The organism is Paenibacillus sp. MER 180 (genome assembly GCF_023713665.1).
In the GTDB taxonomy this organism is placed as follows: domain Bacteria; phylum Bacillota; class Bacilli; order Paenibacillales; family Paenibacillaceae; genus Paenibacillus_B; species Paenibacillus_B suaedae.
In genome coordinates this window covers 274636-298807 of sequence record NZ_JAMAVT010000005.1, presented here as the reverse complement: position 1 = coordinate 298807, position 24172 = coordinate 274636, and the positions used below count along the sequence as shown (strand labels likewise).

The window sequence follows — 24172 nt, the reverse complement described above, 5'->3', positions numbered from 1 at the left end:
GTGCATGTTGCTGTGGCATCTGCATGGTAGAAGGAGCGGAAACGAATGATTAAAGCAGTTATTTTTGATTTTGATGGCTTGATTGTCGATACAGAAACAGCATGGTATGAGTCGTATAAACAAGTAAGTGCTGCGTACGGAGTAGACTTGAAAATAGAAGTATGGGGACAGTGTGTCGGTGCTTCCTTCGAGCATTTTGATCCTTTGGATTATATAGTAGAACATGCTAATCGTCCAATAGATCGAGACGAATTCAAGCGGGATGCGGATGCGCAGTTCGCGATTATCATGGAAGGGAAGGGCTTGAGACCTGGAGTTGAGATGTATCTAACCGAAGCGAAGCGTACTGGATTACGTATCGGACTTGCATCTAGCTCGAACCGTGTGTGGGTTGAATCCTATTTGAATAAGTTCAATATTCGCTCCTACTTTGAAGTTGTGAACACGTCGGATGATGTGGAACGCATCAAGCCTGCTCCGGATTTATATGAGAAGACGCTGCGTGAACTTGAAGTTAGCGGCACGGAAGCGGTTGCGTTCGAAGATTCGATGCACGGCATGATCGCAGCCAAAGCAGCGGGAGCTTACTGTGTGGTCGTACCGAACAATGTTACCTCGCATATGGAATTCACAGGCAGTGATGGACGATTAAGCTCGATGGCGGAGAAGGAATTGAATGCAGTACTCGCAAGCGTCGCAGTGAGCTCTCAAGCTGAATCTGTGTAATAAAAATGGTGAATTGGAGGATATAGATTTGTCATTTGTATGGGAGAACATAGTTGGAGGAATTCTGTTCCTGCTTGTTCTAGTCGCAGTGATGATCGGAGTGGTGCTTCTAATTGTTCGCTCAAAGCAGCGCACCTCTCAATTGCATGTCAGAATCGAGAAGTTGGAACGTCAGGTGAATGAACTACAAGGTCATCCCGCCAATAAACAACGATACTAACAATCGGAACTCTATAATCTGTTCTACATGAAAGTTGGGGGATAGAAATGACTGCATCGAATGAAATTACATATGGTATGTATACGATGTGTATGGTACAGGATGGAGATCAAGTACTCTTGATGAATCGTCCTGACAGTAAGGGCTTTCCGGGGTATTTGGCTCCGGGAGGCAAGGTCGAATTCCCAGAAAGTCTGACAGAGGGCGCAATTCGAGAAGTCTATGAGGAGACAGGTCTGCGAGTGAGTGAACTGATCTATAAGGGCTTGGACGAATATGTCGTTCCTTCTACGAATTATCGGTATATGGTATTCAATTATTTGGCTACCTCCTATGAGGGAGAATTGCTGAAGAATCCTCCTGAGGGGGAACTGGAATGGGTGCCAATTGAGGAAGCGTTGGAATTGCCAATGCAGTCCTGGTTCAGACGTAAGTTTTCTTTGTTTTTCAAGGAAGGGACATTTGAGATATCCGTAGTATGGAATGAAGAGGAGAAGCAAGCGATAGAAGAGAAGATTGTCTTGCTTGTATGAGGAAGAGGACAACCGATCGAGTAGGAATGTGAACCCGTATTATGTAGCCTTCGCAGAAAACGCCGGGAATGCCTGGCGTTTTTTGTGTATTTGTATCGAAATCATGTCATGCATGCCCTCTGCATGATCCGACATTCTTGTTGAAGAGGGAACGCAGCACTCATTGTATCTTAATGAGAATTATAAAGATTGCACATTAGTAATTGGTGTGGTTAAATATGGTATTAAAGATGGAGTTGCAGGTTATTATCGCGATTTTTAGGAGGATCGATATCGTGTCCTTGCTTACAATTCTTGCGGAACTGGGGCTGCGCATACTTCTTAGAACAACAGCGCCTCTAAGCTGTTCAGAAGAAGAAATGAGGGAATACAAGCGGGCATATCAAGAAGCGCTTGATGGGGATGGCATCATACGGATTGCTCCTTCTTATTCAAAAGAACGGTTTGTACGTTACATCGCTGCTGCGGAGAACGTGCTGCTACACGGGTCGAATCATCCAGAAATCGATGAGCTGCTTACGAAGCAGCAAACGTTGTACAACGGGATCATGACCGAGGCGGTTTTTGCAACTAGTGATGGAATTTGGGCCACGTTCTATGCCGTGCTCGACCGAGCGAAGCTGAAGATCAATTTTCGCAATGGATGTGTAATTAGCTTACGGAATAAGAGATTTTATTTTTTCTCTTTAACTAGAGAAACGTTTGAAGACACCAACCACCCTTGGAGGAGTGGGACGATTTATTTGCTGTCCAAGGATACGTTCAACGGCCCCGAACAGAAAGCTGCCGCGTTCGATGAATGGACCAGTTGCACTTCAGTAAAGCCGCTCGCTCGCATTCATGTCGAGCCGTCAGACTTTATATTCTTAGATCATGTAGCCGCGCATAAGAGCACAGAATCTGCCGCATGGACCTGGTTGTTATACAAATGGAGATCGCGCGCTCGTAAGCGAATGCAATCGACGCCCCAAGTATAAATATAGTGTTTGGAGGAGAAAGAAAATGAACAAGAAAGAAATATTGCTCGATCAATTTCTCGTCTGCACCTTAGAAAAAGGCTGGTTCGCTCCGTTATTCACATCGTTGGAAGGCTTGTCCGCAACACAGGCGCTATGGAAGCCGAATGATCAGGTTCACTCAATATGGGAGATTGCCGAACATTTGCTCTTTTGGCAAGAACGCTACTTGCTTCGCTTTCAGCAAAAACTAGTCCCTGATCTGACAATGGAAAATGAAGAAACCTTTAGATTGGGTAAGTCTGATAGAACCGAGGAGGATTGGTCAGAGCTGCTGCAACGTATCGCTTCTGTTCTTGATCAGTGGAAGCAGGAATTGACTTCGTCCAGCGAGAGCAAGATGGAAGAGCCTGTACGTCCTGGTTCCGATGAACCTTGGGAATCGACGCTCATCAATATGAATGCTCATATTGCCTATCACGCCGGACAGATTGTTTATTTGCGCAAGCTGCAAGGAGTATGGGACTCCCAATTAGGGGCTTAATCATACATCATGGTTTGAGATAAAAGGAGGCTTAAGATGCAGCAAGAAATCGTTGATTATTACACAAGATTTGATGAGTGGGGAAGATTAGAGCGGGAGAGCTTAGAATTTCGCATCAATTGGCATTACATGAAACGGTATCTTCCATCAAAAGGGGAGGTTCTGGATAATGGTGCCGGACCTGGGCGGTACGCGATGGAATTGGCTCGCTCTGGTTATCAGGTCACCTTAACTGATCTAACACCTGCCTCTGTTGATTTTGCAGAGAATAAGGCTGCTGAGCTTAATCTTACTGCACAATTTCGCGGATTCTATGCCGCAGACGCTAGGAATTTACATATGCTACCGAATGAACAGTATGATGCAGCTCTCATGTTAGGTCCATTGTATCATTTGCAGGAGGAAGAGGAGCGGGCAGCCGCCGCAGAAGAATTATACCGTGTAACGAAACCGGGTGGTATCGTCTTTGTTGCATTCAGACCACGCCTTGTACACACCCTTCTCTCTCTTAAATTTCCACAGAATTGGAAGCCGCTCGACAATGTAGAGGCTTTACAAGATTTTTTACATACCGGAATATTCAATCATGCAGATAAAGGCAGATTTACGGGCGCATATTTTTACAAGGTGGAAGAGATTATGCCATTCATGCGTGAACATGGATTTGAAGGAATCCAGTTGATCAGCTCCTCTGGGCTAGGAGGAAATTTGACACCGGAGCAGTGGCAATATTGGTCGAGCCGTGGCGAACAAGAGCTCGAGGGACTCTATCAGTTGCTATATGATACTGCTGCCGATCCTTCGCTGCTAGGAACAGGAACCCATTTGTTATACATCGGCAAAAAAGTCCGATAACGAACATTCTACAATTTGCTCGACAATTCGATGACTCAGTATCGAGGCGAACGCCGCGATGCTGGGTCTTTTTTGGTATATAGACATGACGAAATGACCACATTTTTCTGGAGATGCAACAATTTGCAACAAATTTTGCATTAATACAAAACTATTGTAAGAGGGAAACAAATATGATAGATTACAAGATGTCCCAAAAAAGAGGAAGTTGAACCGACATGCTAGATTGAGAGATAACGAGGAGGAACTGATTTTGCAGGTGAAATCATGGTTGAAAAGTTGGATTGCATCATTACTCGTATGTATTCTAGTCCTTACATCGCCGGCGTTTACGTATGCCGCAGTTGGTACATCAGTTGATTCATCCGCGTCTACTGTACTGTCTAATGCAGCGATGGCGTACGATGAGAAAGTTATGGATTCGAAGCCATCGGACGGTGGTCACCAAGTTATCGATCCCAAGCTGTTGCAAGCTTTTCAGTCTGACGGGGTTGAGACGTACATCATCAAGTTAAAGGAACAGCCGGATATGAAAGCCATCTCACAGCATGCGCTGCAATGGTCTCAGCAGAAGGGAGAATCATCAGCGAAGCAGACACGCACGGTGCGCAACTTCATTGTGAACTCGCTAATGAGCACAGCAGACCAGTCGCAATCAGGCATTATTCAGCAGCTCCGTCAAATGGAGTCCGCTGGGGATGTGCGTGAATTCCATCCGTATTACATTGTGAATGCGATTGCGGTAACCAGTACGAAGGCGGCCATGGAGAAGCTCGCAGCCCGTGATGAAATCGAGAAGATTCTGCCTAACCATACATATACGCTTCAATCTGAAATCGTGTCGAAGTCGAAGCTAACGGGAGCACAATCTGCTGCTGGCAATCAAGAAGTTCCGTGGAACTTGCGCAATATTAACGCAGCTCAGGCGTGGGAGCTTGGCTTCGATGGAACAGGCGTTGTGGTTGCCAACATGGACTCCGGTGTAGATGGAACCCATCCGGCACTGCAGCATAAATGGAGAGGTCTGAATCAAAATGGTGACATTGTGAACCCAGAGCTAAGCTGGTTCGACGCTACAATCGAGAGGAAGAAGCTGCCTACGGATGGAAGCGGTCATGGTACGCACGTTATGGGCACAATGGTAGGCTCTGAGAAGGATGGCAGCAACAAGATTGGGGTAGCCCCCAATGCGAAGTGGATAGCGGCTCGTGTGTTCGATTCGAATGGACAAACGACAGATGCGGATCTCATTAAGGCGGGGGAGTGGATTCTTGCACCTACGGACAAGCACGGAGTGAAGCATCCCGAACTTGCGCCCGATGTCGTGAATAATTCATGGGGGAACGTACCTGCTGGCAAGAATGAGTTCTTCCAAGCTATCGTGAAGGCATGGATCGCAGCCGATATCTTCCCGGCATTCTCAGCAGGGAATACGCAGCCTCCGGAGAACAATGGTGGACCAGGCTCTATTGCAGCACCGGGCAATTACCCTGAATCATTCGCCACAGGTGCGGTTGACATGAACAACAAGCTGGCAGATTTCTCGCTGCAAGGGCCGACGCCATATGGACAAATGAAGCCGGAAGTATCTGCTCCAGGTGTACATATTCGTTCAGCAGTACCAGGCGGACAATATGCGCTCATGAACGGAACCTCGATGGCAAGTCCGCATACAGCAGGCGTGGCTGCACTGATTAAGCAGGCAAATCGCAGCTTAAAGGTAAAGGATATAGCGGAAATAGTAACGACCACTACGGACGCATTAACCGACGATGAATTCCCGCAATCGCCGAATAATGGCTATGGTTCAGGCCTTATTAATGCCCTCAATGCCGTGTCAACCCAGAACAAAGGGCTGGGCAAGGCTGTTGGTCAGGTGACGATCGATGGGTTGAATGTGGGAACTCCGACGATTGAACATGAGCCTATTGCATTGACGTTCAATATATTGGACAAGGACATATTTGCACGTGTGAAGGACGATGTCAGTGTGACGGATGTGAACCTATATGTCCGTGAGAAGGGCACTACCGGCTGGAGTAAGCACGCGCTGCTTCGAACTTCCGGAAGTCATATGAATGGTTTATATGAGGGAGCTATCCCTGTTCAAGAGCTGTCGTTGAATGGTATTGAATATTATATAGAAGCAGTAAATTTCGCAGGCAGCTCGTCCAAGACAGACATCTATCCCATAACGGTATCGAAGGGCGTCAAGGTTGGCTATACGCAAGATTTCGAAACCTCGATTGAAGGATTTGGATTTGGAGATGCCTCAGGAGTATGGCAATGGGGCGTTCCAACAAGCGGCCCGAAAAAAGCATTCTCCGGCACTAAAGTAATGGCAACCGTTCTGGATGGCAATTATCCGAATGGAACAAACAGTTATGTTGAAATGCCAGTGATTGACTTGACGGATACGAAACACGCTGTTTTATCCTTTGCTCATTGGTATAAGCTCGGCGATTGGTGGAGTGCTTCCTTCGATCGGGCAGAAGTGTTTATCGGCAGTAAGAAATCAAACTTCACGTTCGAACGGGTAAAAACTTTTACGATGCGCAACACCACGTGGACAACCGAATATATTGACTTGTCTCCCTATGCAGGCGATCAAATCTACGTAGTATTCAATTTACGAGGAGACTTTGGCAGTGACGAGGGCTGGTACATCGATGATATTAAAATCCAAGCCCCTGATTCGACAATTCCGCTTCCTCCTAAAATAAAGACTAGGAGCAACGCACCAGGCAAAGTCATTCTTGATTTTGACAAGGCGCCTTCGGGGACATTGAAGGAATATGTCATTTATCGTACGAAGGATCTTAGTGGGACTTGGGATGAGATTGGCACAAGCACTGGCTATAACTTTGCCGATCTGCCTACCCCTCAGAAGGGGACGTATTATTACAAGGTAAAGGCGCGAACCGTTAGTCATACGATGAGTTCAGACTCGGATATTGTATCTTGGACATTTACGGGTGGCAGTGAAATCTTCAGTGATGATTTCGAAGGCGTTAATAAAGGCTGGACTGTTGAGGGGAAAGGAAACGAATGGGAGCATGGGGTTCCGCATCCGACTCGTGGGCCGCAGAAAGCAGTCTCTGGCCAGAAGGTATGGGGAACGAACTTGAATGGCCCTTATGGCGGCGATGTGAATGAGAGCCTTGTATCGCCTGAAATCGATTTGACTCAGGTGAAGCATGCGACGTTGTATTTCCAACAATGGTACGATATTGATGATGGAGATAAGGCAACAGTCGAGATAAGCAAGGATCAGGGAGCTACATGGAAGCCGCTCGCTGAGTATCCGAAGCAGGGTTATGATACGAATCATCCACGCAGGTTCTGGTATTTGGAAGAGCTTGGACTTGATACATACATGGGAGAGAAGATCAAATTGCGCTTCCGATTCGAGAGCAAGCGGCCGTCGTTCCAACTCGGCTGGTACATTGATGATGTGGAAGTTCGGGAAACTCCTCCGGTGATGACAAGACCGAAGACATCTTCCACTCATACGGCTGCCGGACAAGCAGGGAAAGCAAATGATGATACGCAGGGAGCAAGGAATGCACTCTTTACCTTAGAAATGTTGAAATCAGCGAAGCGTGATCATGCCGCGAAGCTGGATGAGCAAATGCAGACCGTGATGCAGCAGTCAAATACGGGCCGGATGCCGATAATGGCGGACATCAGCGTCGTGCAATCGCAGCGGGCAACACGCTCTGATGCAGGAACCGGAGGCTATACACTGAAGCATCCGCCTGGTGCATATACACTGCAAGTGGAGGCTTATGGTTATAAGACGGAGCAGCGACCGATTGTCATCGAGCAAAATAAAGATACGGTGATGAATGTTCATTTACAGCCATTGGCGAAAGGCAAGGTTACCGGTAAGATCACGGATCGTGCAACAGGGTTGCCGGTGAAGCATGCGACAATCAGATTATTAAATGATGTTCGTGTTGAACCAGTTGAAACAAATGAAGAGGGACAATTTGAACTCGAAGCCTACGAAGGCGACTATCAACTATCGGTATCCGCATTGAATTACTTATCGGTTCAAGACAACATTAAGATCACAGGTAACGATACAACTCACGTTTCATATACGCTTCATAGCTTCCAAGGATCAACTGATGAAATCTATTACGATGATGGCGTTGCTGATAATGCCAAGGCATTCTTTGTATCTGGAAATGGGTTTGCAGTTCGTATGACAACGGACGGCCCCGCACAAGTAACAGGTGCAAGATTCTTCTTCTGGGATCAAGGCTGGCCGAATCCTGGCGGGGAGAAATTCAAGTATGCCATCTATGATGCCAGCGGCCCTGATGGCCTTCCAGGTAAGATGGTGGCCGGTCCGTATGAAGGCAAGGCAGTGCTGGATGGTTCGTGGACAGATGTAACGATACCGAATCCGATTATTGTCAACGGTGATTTCTATGTAGCCTACATTCAGGATGGTGTCATGCCGAATGTACCAGGATTGTCGATGACGAAGCTTGGCAATTTTTCAGGGCGTTCATGGAAGCTGGATCGCGGTTCGTGGAAGAAGATAGGGAACAGCGATGGCAATTACATGATTCGAGCCAAGGTTACAAAGATTATGGAAGAACCGGTAATTACAGAACCAGTGTCAGGCAGTACAGTTACAGATGCTCATATTGTTGTGAAAGGAATATATCCAACCGATGGAACGACGATTCACTTATATCGTCAAGACGTTCGTGTCGGAACTGGAACGGTGCAGCAAGGACAATTTGCGATATCAGCTGAATTGGAGCGTGGAGCGAATAAATTTTATGCAGTCGCAGAAACGAATGGACAAGCGACAAGCAAATCGGCCACGATTACGATCAACTATCAGGTACCTGCACAAAATGGGGATATTACATCGATCGCTGTACATCCGCGAGATGTGTCCCTGAAGGCGGGGGAACAGTCGACGCTGACTGTAACAGCGGCCGTATACGAGAATGGCAACCTCCTACCGATGCCAATAACAGAAGGATTGATATTTACTTCGTCAGACAGTCGAATTGCAGAGGTAGATCAAGCTGGTCGTGTTACAGGCGTGAGTGAAGGGGTGTCGGTCGTTCAGGTGACCTACCAACAGTGGAGTGATCAAGCAACGATAACCGTGCATCGCGGGGACGATGGAAGGGAGCCTGAACTCCAAGGCATTACAGTGTACCCTGATAAGCTTGCAATACATGTGGGAGATTCAGCACCACTGTCTGTTGCAGCGATCGTATATGAAGATGGAGAAGTTAAATTATCGCCAATTACAGAGCCGTTGCAGTTCCATTCCTCAGATGAGCAAGTTGCTAAGGTAGATGATAAGGGACGGGTAACGGGTTGGAACGAAGGCACGGCAACAATTACAGTTGGATATAAAGATAAACAAGCAGAAGCAACCGTTACGGTGCGTAAGAAAAATGTTAATCCATATGAGCCTCCTATTTCTTCAGGCGGGGGATCATCCAGTTCGCCCGTAACAATTCCTGAGAAGGATAAGCGGATACCGGTTATTGCTAATAACCGAACGATTGGGTATCTGGTAGAGCAGCCAGCTTCTGCGACAGGTTCTAAATCTGCTAAGGTATCCCTCTTGGAACAATGGCTGAGAGAGCAGCTTACGCGTAAAGCTAGTACAGCAGTTGAGATGGATCTTACTAATGTACGTTTCGAGGATTATACTCAAGTATCGATCACTTTCCATGCAGCGATGATGAAGCAGCTTCTGGCTTCTGGGAAGGAACTGCATATTCGTTCAGCAGCATATGAATTGAAGATACCAACGGCCTCCTTGGCGGATTATGCTGCGGAAGATCAGTTTAAGCTGCTTGTATCCGTCAAGAAGGGTTCGGAGCGTCAGGAAGGAACTGGGGAAGGTGCTAGTGGCGACCAGGGAAATCTCGTATCCAGCCTTGTTGCCATTTATAACGAGAGCGACAAATTGACTCACCCAGTTATCCTCTTGCTTCGAGGGGACGTTTCGAAAGTGAGGGATTTGCGCAAGACAGCTATGTATCGGATAAACGCACAGGGGACATGGAGTGTTGCAGGAATGGCAACTCATAATGCGGAAGGACTTGCTTTGACTGTTGAACAGACGGGAACGTATGCGTTGTATGAGAACGCTCCAAGCTTTGCGGATTTGGCAAATCACTGGGGCAAAGATGCAATTGAAGTACTGGCAGCACAGCAAATTGTAAATGGAACGGGTAAGGGACTCTACACGCCGAATGCAATTATCTCTCGGTCACATTTCCTCATGATGCTCGATCGGTTGCCACATCATGCAGGCACAGAAGCTTCCATGAAGAAGAATGAAAGATTCGTGAATGAGGTTATGGACGGTGCTGGTAAGTCGGCAGCTAAGGCAGATAAAGAGCCGTTTACACGTGCTGAAATGGTAGCTTTGCTTGCTCAGAAGACTGCGAAAGTAATGCCAACCATCGCGAAGTCCCATTTTACAGATACGGATCATCTAGATCAGGCGAATCAAGCTGCTATTGCTTTTACAGTAGAGCAGGGCTGGATTCAAGGGATCGGAAACGGACGCTTTGGAAGCGATCAGACTCCGACTCGTGCGCAAGCAGCAATGCTCATCTATCGATATTTGAAGTCTATGAACCAATTATAGGTGCACGGCAATACGAAGTGATGTCTAATTACAAGTAAGAATTCGAGCAAATCCGTCCGCAACAATTGGGCGGATTTTGCTCTGTTTATCGAATAAAAAGAGTTAGAATTAATTGTAAATGTGTACATGATCATTCGTTACTGTGATATATTGTACATTGACATCGAGATCAGGCTCATGTGACAATAGAAAACAACTTGAAGAATGAAAACTTCAACGAAGAGAACGAGTAAGCTATGAATGCCGATCTACAGAGAGTTGGTGAAGTGCTGCAAGCCAACGTTCGGCGCATAACTGAACATCATCTCTGAGAAGCGTGGCCGAACGAGAGTAAGTAAGCTGCGCCGGAATATCCACCGTTATTCGGATATCGCAGCGAGTGTGGCTGCGAAGAGAGCTGCATGGAGCAGGAGAGATAGATGCATTGGCAATTGCGAATGTCTATCATCATGCTGCATGAATATGGGTGGTAACGCGGATAGAATCCGTCCCTTTCGAGGGACGGTTTTTTTGTTGTATGGGGATGCTGCTGTAGAAATGTATTAGATGTCTAGGGGGAACAGAATGATGAAGTCATTGCCGAGAAGCCACGTGTTTTTCGTGGGACTTATGCTATTTTCGCTATTTTTCGGAGCGGGGAATCTAATATTCCCGCCAATCTTAGGACAACAGGCGGGAGACAGCTTCATATATGCCATATCAGGGTTTATCCTGACTGGTGTTGGGCTGCCATTGTTAACGGTAATTGCGATTGCAATATCCGGACGAGATATGCAGCACTTAGCAAGTAGAGTACATCCTAAGTTTGGGATCTTGTTTGCGGTTATTGTCTACTTGTCCATTGGGCCATCCATGGGAATACCGCGGGTTGCTAACGTTGCATTTGAAATGGGGGTACGCTCTTTTGTACCTGAATCACTGCAATCAAGCAGTTGGGTTCTGTTCGTGTACACACTCGTCTTTTTCTGTGTTGTTTATTGGTTATGTCTAAATCCGTCCAAGCTCGTAGTGCGGGTTGGCAATATCCTAACACCATTGCTGCTGATTTCGATTACGATATTATTCATTGCTGCCATGATGGGACCGCTCGGCGAAGCACAGCCTGCTATCAAGGAATATGCGGTTTCACCAGGATTCAAAGGGTTTATGGAAGGCTACCTAACAATGGATACGATAGCAGCATTGGCCTTCGGCATTATTGTTATTAATGCCATTCGTGATCAAGGAGTCCAAGACAAGAGAATGATTACAAGAGCGGCTATACAAGCAGCAATCATCGCAGGTGTCGGACTGTCCTTGGTTTATGCAGCACTCGGGTTTTTGGGAGTTACAAGTGTGACTGGACTCGGTTATGCGGCAAATGGAGGACAGCTGCTAACGCAAATCGTACAGCAGTTGTTCGGGGAAGCTGGATTAATATTGCTGGCTGCCATTGTCACGCTTGCTTGTCTTACGACCTGCATCGGATTGGTGTCCGCATGCAGTCAGTATTTCTCAACACTACTTGGCCGATTTACTTACAACCAAATTGCATTTATCATTTGCGTGCTGGGGTTATTGGTGGCGAATCTAGGCTTGAATAAGATCATTTCGATTTCAATCCCAATTTTGCTTATCATTTATCCCGTATCCATTGTATTGATCATTTTATCACTGTCACATCGCTTGTTCGGCGGTCGTCAATCGGTATATGTCGGTGCACTGGTCGGTACGTTCATCATCAGTATATTCGACGGATTGAAGCAAGCTGAAATTCAGTTCGACACGATTCTGTCGTGGTTGAAGATGCTCCCGCTGTACAATCAGGGAATTGGCTGGTTGGTTCCGGCCATTGTCGGAGGGATTATCGGTTATTTGCTTGGTCTTATATGGCCGGAAAGCAAACGGATGTTTTACAATGTAACAAGAAGATTCAAGACCTATTTCAAAAAGAAGTAAAATGAATGAGAAGCTAAGCGGCTGGCATTACGTGGGAGTAGCTTCTTTACAGCAACATCCTCATATGAAATAATTGGTGAAAACATAGATGAATGATATCTAGGAGCTGATACGTTGAACATTCAAGAAGTGATGGATATATTGCCGCATCGTTACCCGTTTCTCATGATTGATCGCGTCACTCAGATTGAACCGGGTACGTCCGCGATTGGATATAAACTCATTTCTCACAATGAATGGTTTATGTCGGGTGCGTCAACTTTCATGCCGGATTCGCTTATTATTGAAGCACTTGCCCAGCTGGGAGCTTTTACAGCTGTCCAGAGTCAGCAGGGTGGTCTTGGCTTCTTATCTTCATTGAAAGGTGTGGAATCAATGGGGAGAGCATATGCAGGGGACAAGCTAGAGCTCAGCTATGAAGTACTGCGGAGCAAAAAGGGATTCACAATTGGCAAAGGCGAGGCTTCAGTGGACGGACGTGTCATTCTAAGAGCAGATGAGATCATGATTTATACCGCTTGATGAGATGAAGGATATTATCTAAATCGCAATCAATAAAGAAGAGTCGTCCGGGGAATTACATGGACGACTCTTCTTGTTATTTGGAAGGGGGGGAATATCTTATATCTTGTAACTTATTTAACAGCCCATAATGCTGGAACGTTAGTAGGCTCCCAGCCAGCTAATGACGTGTGCGGCTGGAGGCACTCGTATACCGTGCCATTGTAAGTAACTTTGTCGCCCACTGCATAGGATTTATTTGCTACCCAAGCAGCTACTGCAGGTGCATCAGCAGTTGTAGCGGATACTGCATTGCTGTCTGCAGAGACATTCCCAGCAGCGTCAAATGCACGGACAGTGAATGTGTACGCTGTCTTCGGGCTGAGGCCAGTAACCACATAGTCTGTTGTTGTGCCGGATACAGTTGCAACTAATGTCGTTCCACGATAAACGCGGTAGCCAGCAACGCCAACATTATCAGTGGAAGGGCTCCACATCAGGGATACCGAAGTAGACGTCGGTGTACCCATTACATGCAAGCCAGTTGGTGCAGTTGGAGCGTCATTATCAACAGGTACTGTAGGTGTGGTAACGCTTACTACATTGCTAGCAGCTGATTGATTGCCAGCAGCATCTACCGCTTTCACACTAAATGTATATGCAGTATTGGATGTGAGACCGCTTACAGTATACGTAAGTGTGGATCCCGATACGTTGCCAACAAGGGAGTTGCCATTGTACACGTTGTAACCGGTTACACCAACGTTATCACTAGAAGCATCCCATTTCAAGGACACGCTTGTTGCTGTTGTTGCAGTCACTGCCAGGTTAGCAGGTGCAGTAGGAGCTTGGTTGTCGCCAGGGTTCGTTCCGCTAAAGTTCACGTCGAGTACATTGTAGAATGCGTTTGGAGTATCTGCAATTTCCCACACTGCAAGGATAACATGATAGCCAGTGCGAGCTGGTACATTACAAGTATCCGAATACGTCGATGGAGGACGTACGCCACCATAATTAACGGAGCAGAATGGTGTTAGATCGAAGGAGTCGCGTGTCAGCTTTGCATTAGGATTCCAATTTTCTTTTGTAATATAGTATTTCCAGCTTGATGTTGCATGAGCTGCAGTTAGTTTCCAATTGAACGTGTTTTGTCCAGCATTGATGTTGACTTTAGTCCAGCGAGTTGCGGATTGCTCATCCAGTTCAGGGAAGGCTCCGTTAGCGCTTGCAATTTTGCCGTCAGCAGGTCCAGCATTAGGAAACCCCTTCGGTGCTTCCAAGCTTTGTGGTTCGTACTGAATCGCTCCGCAGTTTGTATTCTGACCGGATTTACACAATGCAGCTCTGCTGGCAGGGCCTTCGATATAACCATGTCCAAACGCTTTATCAGCAAAGAGCACCATACAGATAACCGTTACGAGCATTGCACCAAAACCGACAAGCAACTTCGTTGTTATTGGGTTGGAAAGACGCAGTTGATTCACACTATCAACCTCCTAAGAATAATGGGATGTCATGAAACAATTCAAATGAAATGTTAAACCCTTTAAACTTAAAGTCGGCCTCCTTTCCATATGAAGTTGTCAAAATAAAAGAGTGGAGCTCCTAGATGACGCTATGGATACAGCTTCTAGCAACTCTATTATATAAACTCGGAAGAGTTCATATACAAAGCAACATACTTAGTCACAAAATGAAGGAATCGTGGATATTGTCCAGCAAACGGGTGGATTTCATGAACAGGTATTCGTGGTCGAAATATAGAAGAAAATGCTGTTGAAATGTTATTGTTGTTGTTTGTTTCTATCATACTTGAAAGTGTGACCAATGTGTGAACGAAATATTTTAATTAGATTGCGCATGCCATTATAAAAATTAATTAAACCGCATTAACTTTCAGGTTGTACTTTGGAACGGGATAAGGTCATTATGGTTCATAAACAAGGAAGAAGGATGCAGCTATCCTTCGTAATCGAAGTGGCGTACATCCTTTTATCATGTAGTGTTTGTTGGTTGTATTTAGCTTGAAAAGTCGCCATTATCGTGATTGATTTGCCATTGAATACCGAATTTATCCGTCAAGTTACCGTAGGCTTTGCTCCAAAACGTTTCTTGGAGCTCCATGCCAACTTGTCCACCTTCCTTGAGCTTGTTGAAGATGGATGTCAATTTATCGACATCTGTGTCAACAATAGAAAGAGTGATATTAGTGCCTGCTTGGTATGGCATGCCCGGAAATACATCAGAAAACATCACGATCGTTCCTTGAATGTTCAGTCTTGCGTGCATGACCAAATGTTTGGCCTCCTCGGGAAGAGGATGGGATGGATCTGGCGGTGTGTCCCCAAATGTCATAATATGAGGCTTGTCTAGCCCGAACACTTCGGCGTAGTACTCGACTACCTCACGGCAGTTGCCGTTGAAGTTGAGATATGGATGGATGGACATGGTTGGCTTCACTCCTTAGCAGTTGTTGGTTCTGAAGTCTAACGGTTTTTTTGCATACTAGCATTATTGTCGTTTCACGATTCATTATACATGGAAGTGAAATTCAATAATATTAAATTTTATCTATATTTTTTACTGTCCATAGAGTTATAGAGCAGGCATGGTAATGCAGGAGATTGTTTGCAAGAGAGAAAGAGAAAGAGAAAGAATGTGGATGATCCCGGAGGATTTGAGTCGCGGCTGAGTGCGAACAATCGAATGTTGACTAGTATAGGGTTGGATCGGATCGCGCTAAGATGAAGTACTGGAAGGGTTCTCCGAGGGATGGAATGGGAAAGATATATGAAGCGGGTATCTAACACGGGAATAATAAAGGATGGATTCCACAATGACAGAACCGATTGCAATCCCTGATCTTTCATTAAGACCTTATCAGCTCACAGTGGAACGAGAGATGGAGACTCCTCCAGCCGTTCTATACAAAGCATGGACACGATGGTTCGATCGCTGGTTCGCGGAACCGGGAACCGTAATGATGATGGGTGAGGTGAATACGGTTTTTTATTTTGAAACGGTATACCGCCCTGACACGAAGTACGAGGCGCAGCGGTATCCGCATTACGGGAGATTTCTCCGTCTCGAACATGATCGGTTAGTTGAATTGACATGGGTGACGGGGAGTGGGGGGACAAAGGGAGCTGAGACTGTCGTTACCGTAACACTGCTTCCCTCTGCTGTCGGAACGAAGCTCCGCCTAACGCATGCTGGATTTCCAGATGAGGCATCCAAGAATCAGCATGAGCAAGCATGGCCAATGGTGCTGGAACAGCTTGATAACCGTATGAAGATTGCTGAATGAGCATTTGCTGTATCAATTGTAAAGGAAGTATGACACGTTTTTTTCGTGTCATACTTGTATGCCTGCAACGGCATACATTCCGTTACGCATAATTTGCGTGAGCTGCTTGGCCATATAATCTACGGAGAACGGCAACTCCTGATCCAGCCATGCTTTGATGACCATCATATAAGCCCCTGCAGAGTAATTGATGAGAAATGCGTCATGAACCTTCAATTTAGAGGGATCAGATTGGAGCAGGGTAAGATCTTTACTCATATTCTCCTTAATCATCTCGATCGTAGTCCACATAAACCCCGGAACGTGCTCTAGCATGACTTTATAAAAATCGCGGTTTCGATCAATATGCTGGAACAACCTAATGAACTTTGGCGTTGGATCATAAGTGGAATGTTCCTGTTTACCTTTGAACTGGTCTGCGGTTGCTGCATGCAATTCGACATCCTCCATCGCTTGCTTCATCATTTCTTGAATGCTTTGCTGCAGAAGGTCTTGCTTATCCTGGAAATGATAATAAAAAGTAGAGCGATTCATGTCGGCCCTCGCAATAATGTCCTGTATGGTTAAAGCTTCCAAGCCCTTCTCGGCGATTAGTGTGATGAATGCTTCCTTTATGATGCGTCGTGTTCGTTTTATTCTTCGATCTTCTGTTTTCTGTGAATTGGACATATTCGTCTCCTCTGTAGAAAATATTGAAATGTATCAGACAAGTAATCTGAATCCGTACGTTTTCCGACAAAATCTATCATATTGATGGTGGTAGATTATCGTTTCATTCTTATAATAATCCTTAAGATTCATTTTATCCAACACTATGTCGGAAAATTTTTCGTAGGGAGGAGATGTACAGATGTCAACGATTTTCTTCAAAGGCGGAACCTTGATTGATGGAAAAGGCGGATATATAGAGGACGCAGGCGTATTGATTCAACAGGATGTTATCGTTCAAGCAGGAAAAGCCTCAGAAATTACGGTAGCAGCCGAGGCACGTGTGGAGGAGCTTGACGGTAAGATTATTATGCCGGGGCTGATTGATGCTCATCTGCATTTAGTTGGTGCAAGAACACCTAATATGGTTGCGGCCTCGATTATCCCATCAGAAATCCTGATGGGGCGGGCGCTGAATGATACGAAGAAAATGATCAACGCTGGCGTTACGAGTGTTAGGGATGTCGGAAGCCATATTGCGGTGCATGTGCGCAACCTTATCAAAGAGGGTGAATTCAACGGGCCGCGAATTAAGACCTCCTATCAAATGCTGAGCCAAACCGGAGGGCATGGCGATTTGCATATGCTGCCTGCCCAATTTAACAAATATGGACATATATGTGACGGCATAGCAGAATGCAGCAAGGCAGCGCGGACGATGTTCCGCCAGGGGGCGGACTTTATCAAGGTTTGTGCATCAGGAGGGGTATTGTCTGAAAAGGATGACCCCCGTTCGCCGCAATTTACGATTGACGAGCTGAAAGCGATCGTGTATGAGGCAGAAGCGGCAGGTTCATACGTCGCAGCACATGCCCAGAGCACGGTAGGTATTAAGAATGCCCTCATAGCAGGTGTCAAAACAATTGAGCATGGGGTGCTTATTGATGACGAAGGAATCGAGCTCATGTTGAAAGCGAACGCCATATTGGTTCCAACGATGACGATTACGCATTTAATCGTTACTCACGGATCGCGCATGGGCTTGTCTGAAGCAACGCTGCAAAAGGCCATATTGTTGAATAATGCGCATAATCAAAATATGCAAAAGGCATATCGGGCCGGGGTCAAGATTGCAATGGGCACAGATCTGATGGGCGTAACTCCGATTGAACATGGACAGCATGCTATGGAATTGAGCCTGCTTGTGAGTGAGATTGGACTGAGCCCAATGGAAGCCATCATCGCCGCGACCAGAACGGCCGCGGAGGCATGCGCGATGCAGGATTCCATTGGTACGATTGAGGCAGGCAAGCAGGCGGATCTGTTGATTGTCTCCCATAATCCACTTCACAATATTAAGGTGCTTGAGGATTGCGTGAATATTGAGCAAGTTTATGTGGGGGGCAAGCGATTAAAGTAAGGAACAACGGAAATAAGCAATCATAATTTCTCGTCCTTTATTGTTGAGGCTGACAATTCGGGGCGAGTTTTTATTGCATTTGGGCATGAAAAAGAAAAAAATGAATTGAACTTCTATGGAATTTATTGTTATACTTCAATTAATTAAATGAACATTTAATTAATTGAAGCGAGGGATATGAATGGGCAAAATCGCAGTTATCGGTGCAGGGATCAGCGGATTAGGTGCAGCATATCATTTGCAAAAAAAAGGGCACTGTGTAACGGTATTCGAACAATCCAACTCAGTTGGCGGAAGAATGCACACAAGTCGCAAGGGCGGATATGTTTGGGATAACGGTGCTCAATTTATGGTTGACTCTTACCGGTATATGAAGGAATTGATGAAAGAGCTTGGTATGAGTGAAGATGTGACTTATGTCAATCCGATTCAAGCGATGGCGATTGGCAATCAGCAGATTTATCGATTTCAATCGGCGAATCCCTTTAGTTTTTTTCGTCATCCGAAGTTGAATGCCCGTGCGAAGATAGCTGCCGTGAAGGTGTTGTACAACGCATATAAATATCGGAATGAAATAGACTTTCACGATTCATCTCGCCTATGCTTGCTGGATGATGGCCGTGATCTGTCGTGGTGGAGAAGCGAGGCAACGGATGCTCTTGTCGACTGGGTGCTTAGTGTCCCAACTTCCACTTTGTTTTTCTGGAACGAACAAGACACATCTTGGCATGCCCCCCTATTATCCTTGCGCGATGCGCGCAGCACTTGGTCGATATATACGCCAAATGGGGGAATGGGGAGAGTTCCCGAAGCGTTGAGCCGGCTTATTTCGGTTCAACTTGGTGCGTCAGTCACCGCAGTTGAATCTACCGATATTTCAAGCATCCGAGTTTCAATAGAAGGGAAAGAGGCTCACACTTGCGAATATTTCGATAGAGCCATCATCTCCGTCCCTGCACCTGCTGCATTGCGAATGATCGCGAATCCAGAGCTGGAACTGGGAAAGGAACGCACGGATTTTCTAGTAAATACGCGGTATACGACAAATGTAACGACGATTATCGGATACGAGAAAGCGCCAGAACAGCAAGCTTATGGATTTGCTGTGCCGTCTGTGCTGAACTCGGATCTAGCTGCGATCGGGTGGGATCACTTGAAGGGGCCAGACAGGGCTCCATCTGGTCAAGGTATTGCGGTTGCGATGCCGACTCATTCCTATAGTCAAGCGAATTGGTCGAAGGCGGATCAAGAAATCGAAAATGAGGTGAAGAGAATGGTAGGACAATTTTATCCGATACAGGATATTCGTCTTATGTTCACGCATCTCCATCGATGGAGGCATGCGATGCCGATTCAATATCCAGGTTGGGCTCGATCACGTGACAAAGCGCTGAAGGCCATGCGGCCAGAGAATCCAAAGTTGTTTGTCTGCGGCGATTATTGGGCGGGCCCGACGACAGAACATGCTTTGTATTCTGGATACCAGGCAGCAGAGGGAGTATTGGACAGCTTTTAGAAAGGAGCAAGCAGATGGCGCGTAGAGCCGGAATTACGATATCAAGAGATGATCTATTAGATGCTGCTTTATTGAAGTTTGCGCAATTGGGATTTGAAGGAACGAAGGTAGGCGGCATTGCGGAACAAGCAGGAATTACGCCGGGAGCTTTATACTTTCATTTTAAAAGCAAGGAGGATTTATTTCTTTCATTAGTTGAACGAGAATTTGCCAAAACAGTCATAAGTCCTCCTGCAGCTAACCTGTCGCTTAGAGAAATGTTAGTTTACGCCGGAAGGCAGCTCGTTGACATGTTTAGGAGCAATCCTCCTTTTACAAAAATCATTTTCATTGAAGGGATCAAAAACCCGCAGATTGCTGCTCCATTCTATCGTCAATTGCTGCGTCAGACTGGTATATTGGAAGCGGAACTAAGGAGACACTTCCGCATTGCCGAAAATGATGGATCCGCTATTCTACACTATGCCTCCCGTTTTTTTCTAGGTGCGGTGGGATGGGCAGAGATGGCGCTGGATCTATTCGGAGGAAGACAGCAGGAACAAGTGGAAGACAGCCAAATGATTGAGTTGTACGTGGATATTTTCCTGAAAGGCTTGGAAGGGATTGTTCCGCCGAGCAGCCCATAATTTGAAGACAGCAATTCAGAGCATGTTTGGATCGGCATGTATTCTTTTGGCCCACGGCGAGAGATTGCTTCAAGATGCTGGATATATACACAAGCCGTGAGCCATCTACGAATAAATAAAACCAATACGGAATAGATCCAGGCAATCTTGATTGCCCGCAAACTGATGCTGAATTCCATTTCATCCATCGGACGAAAAAAGTTCTTCATCCTTGTAAACCTCCTCATGTCAAAAGTATTTTACATCGATAGTGTATATGTTAAACGTAAACATGTAAGGAGTTTTTTACATCTAGTGGTGACTCGGAGCTGTATTTGCATCTCCAGGCCGCTTTCTTATGAATGTAAAAGCGCTATAAGATTGACATGATCTGGATTGCATACTAGTATGAAGAAAGACTACTATATTTGTTTAACTTCATTAATACTTCCCTGCATATCTACGACTATCAAACTCAACAAGACATACTCTCCATTTGTTTGCTTTTCTTATCGAACAACACTTATGATGCGAAGCAAAAGTTAACTATCAACTATCTGACGCGTGGGAGGAAACAACATGGAAAAAGTAACAATTCCGGATTTCTTAGAAAGCAATCAGCAGCAATGGGACGAGGAATACAAGTCGAACGCATGGGATTATTTGTCGGATATTACGGAATATGCTCGATATTCGGTGGTGTATGGGTACATTCGGAAATTTATTGGAACAGAAGGGATTCTGGATATGGGCTGCGGGACAGGCATCTTATTCGATATGCTTCTCGACAGCGAGAAACAAGGGTATACAGGGATTGATCTGTCACAAGAAGCCATTAAAGTCGCATCGGCCAAATCCTCATTGAATCAGTTCCACTGTGGTGACATTAATCATTATGTGCCTGCAAAGAAATATGATGTGATCGTATTTAATGAATCGCTGCATTATGTGCCCAATACGCCACAAAAGCTGCTAGACTACTCGAATTATCTAACCCCACATGGTGTCATTGTCTCATCTCTGTATTCACATAAAAACAAAGAAGATCTCGCCTATACGATGATCGAGAATAAAATAGTGGAAATGGAGCAATGCAAGGATTTTGAGGTGATGGACAAGGTCAGTGTGTTCAATCATCATGCAGAGTTGAAATGGTATGTCCATCTGTTAAAGCGGAAACATACAGATTTATAAACAAGGAACTAAGGAAAATCGTATACAGATATAAATAATGAAGGAACCGTTTTGCGTCCATAATCTGGGCTGCCGCAAACGGTTCTTTTTTATTGGGTGATGAAAGAGTGATTTTGTCGTTATTTCACCTTATTTGTCGGCACCATTTGTCGATGAGGGAACTGTGGATCACCTTTACATAGCACAGCAATTTACGTCTTGACAACAGGCTTGTATAAGGATAAAAATGTTAGTATTAGTTAATGCTGTTACTCGATCGGAAGTAGACAATAGAAGGAGGGGGTTTTGGTTCGTAATTTTATATTGCTTGTACAATTTCATAGCAACCATTTAAGGAAAAGGGGTAGAACATGGATACGCTTCAACAGAAACTATTTTCCAAGTTCCTTCTAGTCTGGTTCGGCCAGCTCATATCGAATATTGGCAGCGGTCTGACTGCCTTTACGCTCGGTATCCTAGTATTGCAGCAAACACAAAGCCCGACCAGCTATGCCATGGTCATATTTTGCTCGTTTATGCCATCTCTGTTGCTTAAGCCGGTCGGGGGTGTCCTCGCCGATCGCTTCGATCGCAGATTGATGATGATCTTGGGTGATGCAGGCTCTGCCTTTGGTCTCATATTCATATTGGCCTTCGTTCTGATGGGCAGCTTGGAGGTATGGCACATATACGTAGGGGCATCCATTAGTTCGATATTCGGTGCCTTGCATAATCCCGCCTACAAAGCTTCTGTTACCGACTTCGTCAGTGAAGAAAAATACACCCAAGCAAGCGGCTTGATGCAGCTTGCCTCCACTTCTCAGTTTCTAGTCTCCCCAGTTCTAGCTGGTATCTTGATTACGATTATGGACATCAAATACATATTAGTCATTGATATTTTGTCATTTATCATCGCGGCGCTATTGGTTGTATGGGTTAGAAGCAATCGGGTAGTTGCTGAGCAAGCTAAGCTCCAGAATCATCATGTTGAAGAGCAGGTCAAGCTAAGTTTTTGGCATGAGTTGAAAGAAGGAATGCGGACAATCAACGCCAATAAAGGGATTGTCGTACTCATTACACTTACTTCTGTATTGTGCTTCTATATTGGATTTTTGCAGACATTGCTTGCCCCTATGATGTTGAACTTTACAGATCCGAAGACGTACGGAATCTCTCTATCCGTGTGTGCGTCGGGCTTGTTAGTCAGCAGTTTACTGATTAGTATTTTTGGAGGAATTAAGAAGCATGTCGCTACAATGACGGTATGTCTTGTCTTTGTTGGGCTCTTCTATTCGCTTATCGGCGTTTCGACGAATGTATATGTGATTGTCGTATCAGGATTTCTCTTTTTCTTTGCTCTAGCATTTGTGCAGACGAGCTTGGAAGTATTGATTCGGCAAAATATTGACAATACCGTGCAAGGGCGGGTATGGTCCCTCATATCGGTGGCTACGCAGCTCGGATATCCGATTGCCTATGTTCTTTCTGGTGTATTGGCCGAGCATGTATTCAATCCGCTATTGGTGGAGGGCGGTTTGCTCGCTACATCAGTTGGCAGCATTATTGGCATTGGGCCGGGTCGTGGCATTGGCTTTATGTTTATTGTGTTTGGAATTCTCATCGCATTCTTATCGTTTGTTACAGGTCGAACCAAAGTGATTAAAGAATTGGAAAGCAATGCAGTGGACGAGAAATAAAAAAGAGATGAATAACATTAATACAATATAATGACAACCAAATATAAGCGCTCTTTCTTTATCCAAACACGGCTGTGATTTATCGTGCTTCGATAGGCAAGAAGGAGTGCTTTTTATTATTCTTAGCAGGAAAATACACGGAAAAATCGCAATATATCAAGGTTTTGGGAGAGGTGGTCAGCATAAATAGACTGAATAGTGAAACAAATCTGGTTCGTCAAAATGATCAGAATTGGAAAGAAGTCAATAGACAGAAAAGAAACAAAATTTCAGGAATATTGGATTAAAACCATTTGGGTCAATAGATTACAGATTTTGTTTAGTATAAAAATAATATTATTGACAGAATTAACCTTTCAACTTTATTATCTTTGGTAACAAATCTATTAATTGAGAGGAGCTTGTAACGATGTGGTTTCTATTGTTATGGGGATTGGGAATTGTCTCAGCGGTAGTACAGCTTTGGATCAACGGTTTTTCAGCTGATACGAGCGAAATTGCGAATGTGCTGTTGCTGCATCAGTTTGTTGTGACATTTGGCTTAGTGGGCGTCATTGGATTTATTTACAACATTGCGATTGCTGACAGAACCGCATCTCAATTGGGCTGGCCAGGCGGGCCGTTTCAAGTCAAGTACGGGTTTTCCCAAGTTGGTCTTGGGGTGATGGGAATTATGGCAATTTGGTTTCATGGAAACTTCTGGGTAGGCGTACTTGTCACAATGTATATATACGGGTTAAGCGGTTTGTGGTCTCATACATATGTCATGATTAAGAACAAGAAAGCAGATGCAGACAGTATTGGAAATCTGATCATGGATGTCGTGTACCAAACGTTCATTACGGTTCTGTCGATCATGGCCGGCGGAATCTGGGTCTTCAACTAAG

19 protein-coding genes, 1 pseudogene and 1 other annotated feature are annotated in these 24172 nt (G+C 45.3%); of the genes and pseudogenes, 17 read left to right on the top strand and 3 right to left on the bottom strand.

What is annotated here, in order from left to right; genetic code table 11:
• Nucleotides 1-45 precede the first annotated feature (45 nt).
• From M3661_RS10630 to M3661_RS10590, 9 genes are all read left to right on the top strand, one after another.
• Nucleotides 46-726, top strand: a complete 681-nt coding sequence (locus tag M3661_RS10630) for an HAD family hydrolase (RefSeq protein WP_065293708.1) — start codon at nucleotides 46-48, stop codon at nucleotides 724-726.
• 28 nt (nucleotides 727-754) lie between these two features.
• The gene (locus M3661_RS10625) at nucleotides 755-946 is read left to right on the top strand and encodes a hypothetical protein (RefSeq protein WP_021260417.1); all 192 of its coding nucleotides are present in this window, start codon (nucleotides 755-757) and stop codon (nucleotides 944-946) included.
• Between the two features lie 47 nt (nucleotides 947-993).
• Nucleotides 994-1479 (top strand): 8-oxo-dGTP diphosphatase, encoded by a 486-nt coding sequence (locus tag M3661_RS10620; RefSeq protein WP_065293709.1) that lies wholly within the window; start codon nucleotides 994-996, stop codon nucleotides 1477-1479.
• Between the two features lie 275 nt (nucleotides 1480-1754).
• The gene (locus M3661_RS10615) at nucleotides 1755-2456 is read left to right on the top strand and encodes a hypothetical protein (RefSeq protein ID WP_251484515.1); all 702 of its coding nucleotides are present in this window, start codon (nucleotides 1755-1757) and stop codon (nucleotides 2454-2456) included.
• Nucleotides 2457-2481: 25 nt separating this feature from the next.
• On the top strand, nucleotides 2482-2979 hold the full coding sequence (locus tag M3661_RS10610) for a DinB family protein (RefSeq protein WP_251484513.1): 498 nt from the start codon (nucleotides 2482-2484) through the stop codon (nucleotides 2977-2979).
• Between the two features lie 36 nt (nucleotides 2980-3015).
• Nucleotides 3016-3834, top strand: coding sequence for a class I SAM-dependent methyltransferase (locus M3661_RS10605; protein WP_251484512.1), 819 nt, complete (start codon nucleotides 3016-3018; stop codon nucleotides 3832-3834).
• 259 nt (nucleotides 3835-4093) lie between these two features.
• Nucleotides 4094-10480 (top strand): S8 family serine peptidase, encoded by a 6387-nt coding sequence (locus M3661_RS10600; protein WP_251484924.1) that lies wholly within the window; start codon nucleotides 4094-4096, stop codon nucleotides 10478-10480.
• 207 nt (nucleotides 10481-10687) lie between these two features.
• Nucleotides 10688-10976, top strand: a binding site (T-box leader).
• A 71-nt stretch (nucleotides 10977-11047) separates the two neighbouring features.
• Nucleotides 11048-12418: a branched-chain amino acid transport system II carrier protein gene (gene brnQ, locus M3661_RS10595; protein ID WP_065293714.1), complete on the top strand. Its 1371-nt coding sequence runs from the start codon at nucleotides 11048-11050 to the stop codon at nucleotides 12416-12418.
• Nucleotides 12419-12532: 114 nt separating this feature from the next.
• Nucleotides 12533-12940, top strand: a complete 408-nt coding sequence (locus M3661_RS10590; protein WP_251484511.1) for a 3-hydroxyacyl-ACP dehydratase FabZ family protein — start codon at nucleotides 12533-12535, stop codon at nucleotides 12938-12940.
• Between the two features lie 113 nt (nucleotides 12941-13053).
• On the opposite strand, the gene M3661_RS10585 is transcribed toward M3661_RS10590, so the two are convergent.
• Nucleotides 13054-14403: a lytic polysaccharide monooxygenase gene (locus M3661_RS10585; RefSeq protein ID WP_251484510.1), complete on the bottom strand. Its 1350-nt coding sequence runs from the start codon at nucleotides 14401-14403 to the stop codon at nucleotides 13054-13056.
• Nucleotides 14404-14938: 535 nt separating this feature from the next.
• A complete protein-coding gene (locus M3661_RS10580; protein ID WP_065293717.1) occupies nucleotides 14939-15367 on the bottom strand; it encodes a VOC family protein in 429 nt (142 codons plus the stop codon).
• Between the two features lie 388 nt (nucleotides 15368-15755).
• On the opposite strand from M3661_RS10580, the gene M3661_RS10575 reads away from it, so the two are divergent.
• Entirely contained in the window at nucleotides 15756-16226 is a 471-nt protein-coding gene (locus M3661_RS10575) for an SRPBCC family protein (RefSeq protein ID WP_251484509.1), read from the top strand.
• A gap of 48 nt (nucleotides 16227-16274) precedes the next feature.
• Here the strand turns inward: M3661_RS10575 and M3661_RS10570 are convergent, their stop codons facing one another.
• Complete coding sequence (locus tag M3661_RS10570; protein WP_065293719.1) at nucleotides 16275-16895, bottom strand: TetR/AcrR family transcriptional regulator; 621 nt, start codon at nucleotides 16893-16895, stop codon at nucleotides 16275-16277.
• A 181-nt stretch (nucleotides 16896-17076) separates the two neighbouring features.
• Here M3661_RS10570 and M3661_RS10565 point away from each other — a divergent pair, with 181 nt between their 5' ends.
• The 7 genes and pseudogenes from M3661_RS10565 (at nucleotide 17077) to M3661_RS10540 (ending at nucleotide 24171) form a co-directional block, all read left to right on the top strand.
• On the top strand, nucleotides 17077-18294 hold the full coding sequence (locus tag M3661_RS10565; protein ID WP_251484506.1) for a metal-dependent hydrolase family protein: 1218 nt from the start codon (nucleotides 17077-17079) through the stop codon (nucleotides 18292-18294).
• A gap of 181 nt (nucleotides 18295-18475) precedes the next feature.
• Complete coding sequence (locus M3661_RS10560; RefSeq protein WP_251484502.1) at nucleotides 18476-19810, top strand: protoporphyrinogen/coproporphyrinogen oxidase; 1335 nt, start codon at nucleotides 18476-18478, stop codon at nucleotides 19808-19810.
• 14 nt (nucleotides 19811-19824) lie between these two features.
• Nucleotides 19825-20436 (top strand): TetR/AcrR family transcriptional regulator, encoded by a 612-nt coding sequence (locus tag M3661_RS10555; RefSeq protein WP_065293722.1) that lies wholly within the window; start codon nucleotides 19825-19827, stop codon nucleotides 20434-20436.
• Nucleotides 20437-20456: 20 nt separating this feature from the next.
• Nucleotides 20457-20555, top strand: a pseudogene (locus M3661_RS30730) (DUF7002 family protein); the annotation flags it as partial.
• A 439-nt stretch (nucleotides 20556-20994) separates the two neighbouring features.
• Nucleotides 20995-21609 carry a class I SAM-dependent methyltransferase gene (locus M3661_RS10550; RefSeq protein WP_251484500.1) on the top strand — a complete coding sequence of 205 codons (615 nt, stop codon included), beginning with the start codon at nucleotides 20995-20997 and terminating at the stop codon, nucleotides 21607-21609.
• A gap of 350 nt (nucleotides 21610-21959) precedes the next feature.
• Nucleotides 21960-23285, top strand: coding sequence for an MFS transporter (locus tag M3661_RS10545; RefSeq protein ID WP_251484497.1), 1326 nt, complete (start codon nucleotides 21960-21962; stop codon nucleotides 23283-23285).
• Between the two features lie 409 nt (nucleotides 23286-23694).
• Complete coding sequence (locus M3661_RS10540) at nucleotides 23695-24171, top strand: DUF6790 family protein (protein ID WP_065291214.1); 477 nt, start codon at nucleotides 23695-23697, stop codon at nucleotides 24169-24171.
• The last annotated feature ends 1 nt before the right edge of the window (nucleotide 24172 follow it).